General features: G+C 42.5%; 2 protein-coding genes. Both read right to left on the minus strand.

The features are described from left to right. On the minus strand, window positions 1–910 hold a 910-nt coding region (gene cas4a, locus F7C14_RS10160; protein WP_290902526.1), incomplete at its 3' end, for a type I-A CRISPR-associated protein Cas4/Csa1. Between the two features lie 5 nt (window positions 911–915). Continuing rightward, window positions 916–1,926 (minus strand): CRISPR-associated endonuclease Cas1, encoded by a 1,011-nt coding sequence (gene cas1 / locus F7C14_RS10165; protein ID WP_290902528.1) that lies wholly within the window; start codon window positions 1,924–1,926, stop codon window positions 916–918. Window positions 1,927–2,202 lie beyond the last annotated feature (276 nt).

Raw genomic sequence — 2,202 nt, forward strand, 5'->3', positions numbered from 1 at the left:
AAATGCAGTATCTGGGACACTTATCTGCTACATCCGGCTCTGAGTCACGGAGCAACGTCATTTGCAGCTCATCCCTTTTCTCAAGAAAACTCGATCTTAAATAGTCGTCCACTATATAGAAATCCCTATCAATTCTTATCCCGTTGCCGGCTCTTGAAACGTAAACCGTGCAGCCAATATCAACAGGCCTTTCAAAAACGCTTTCAAAGGCTAAAGCGTAGCCAGCTACTTGCAGTCTATGCCACTCCTCTCTTCTTCCAAGCTTCACGTCGAAAATAATTCCTCCAAGCATCCAAGCTGCATCGGCTCTCAAATACTTGCTCAAGCCAAGCAAGCTTCCATCGACCACCGTTTCCGTCGCTATAGGAAAAGATAGCTGAACCAAGCTTTCTTCGTTCAGGAAAGGATACTTAGCTTTAACTTCAAAAACCTTGCTCTCTATCCTTGTAGCCTGCCACTTTGCTATCTTCATGCAGAAATCCTTGAGTTCCTCTACATCTTTCTCCTTAATCTCCAAATTTTTGCTCATTTCCTTTAGCTCGTTTTTGAGGTTTTCCTCTGCGGATTTTATTAGTTCATCTCTTAAATCTTCGTATCCGAGGTAAACGAGCTTTTTTGCTTTTAAAAACATCGAGGACACTATCTTGTGAACAATGAATCCCTTCGCCTGCTGAACGGTCGTCGGAACGGATTTTCTCAGAATTTTGTGTCTTATCCAAGCATCCCTTCGAGTCGGGCAAATAGATGTTGCCACATCCCAAACAGGTAAGAGAAGCTCGTTTGAGTAAGGTCTGACGGGAGAATCGAACCAGTTCCAGCCCCGCAGCCTGTCGTCTATCTGATTTTCCCTAACCCTCGGAAGCAGATCCCTCGTCAGCCTTTTCACCTCGATAACGTCAAGGTAGTACATTCCAATCACCACGGGATGTAGGGGATCGTGAAACTCTCCTTGTTCCCCTTTAGGAAAGAAACGAACTCCTGCAAATAGTAGAACATCACCGTCTCCATTTGCATCTTTCTGCCTTTGTATTCGATTCTGTTCTGCATAAAGTCAGAGAAAAACTGATTTTTCAGCGTGACTATCGTGTTACCTTTAGCTTTTTCGGAGAAATAGGCTGGAGTTATCCTTTTCAAGAAGCTCACAACGAATCTGTCAACCATCGGCCTGAAGGGCTCCATCAAGTCGAAGACGAGAGAAAGCTTTCCCGGTCTGTCGACGTGAACGTAACCCATGAAAGGATCGAGACCAAATTTTAGCGTATACTTCCAGATTTGATTCGAGAGGAGGTTGTAACAGATGTTCAGAGATAAATTAACCGGATCTTCGCTTTTCTGCTCCCTCCCCGGAAAATTCCAACCGTCTAAGCTGAGTTTTATTGCATCCCAATAATAATTTGCGATCTCTCCCTCGTAAGCGAGTATTCTCTTTCTGGCAGCTTCAAGATCTTCAAAATCCTCTTCGAGAAAAGTTTCATATCTCCTTTTAATTGCTTCGTAAATTTCGTAGAGCCTCGTCGAAAGCTCCTCGTTCATCCTTCTGCTCTTCGAGTAATATCTGACGTTCGACATCTGATTCCTCGTTTTTCCCGCTATGATAAATTTCGCTATTTTAACTCCCCTCGAATCCTCCAAGCTCTTATACTGCTCGATTCTGTTCAAAGCCGTTCCGCCAAGTTTCGCACTCACAACTCTCGCCACAGGCTTACCCATGGGAGTCGTAAGCAAGACATCAACTCCAGATTCTGCTAAAGCTTTCAAAAGCTCACTTGAAATATTAGCTTTCCCCGAAATAATCACGTCTCGAACAGATTTTATGGGGATTTCCTCCTTCCCTTCTTTTGTAATTATCAAAATTCTCTTCTTCTTTTTCCTGAGTGTCACACCGAAATCGTCAATTAGCAAATGTCCATATTCAGTTAACCTCATTAAATCATTTTTGATACGGAAAATTAAAAACATTTCTCTACAACAAATATTTCACATCAAAAAGTTCAAATATGTGCGTATTATATACGATTCTCTCGATGAAAAGAGGATTGAAAGTTTGGAGTTTCTCGCTTTACGTTTAGTTTTAGCTCTTTTTCTCGATGAAAAGAGGATTGAAAGTTTTCACTCGCAACCGTTCAGAGTTTCTCAACGCTGTCAGACTCGATGAAAAGAGGATTGAAAGCTCCCCCTTTCTGCCCAAGCTATCGAATTCCC

Source organism: Ferroglobus sp., from assembly GCF_015521575.1.
In the GTDB taxonomy this organism is placed as follows: Archaea; Halobacteriota; Archaeoglobi; order Archaeoglobales; family Archaeoglobaceae; genus Ferroglobus.

Coding starts and splice junctions, on each gene's coding strand:
- cas1 (WP_290902528.1), bottom strand. CDS start 1,926: ATGAGGTTAACTGAATATGGACATTTGCTAATTGACGATTTCGGTGTG.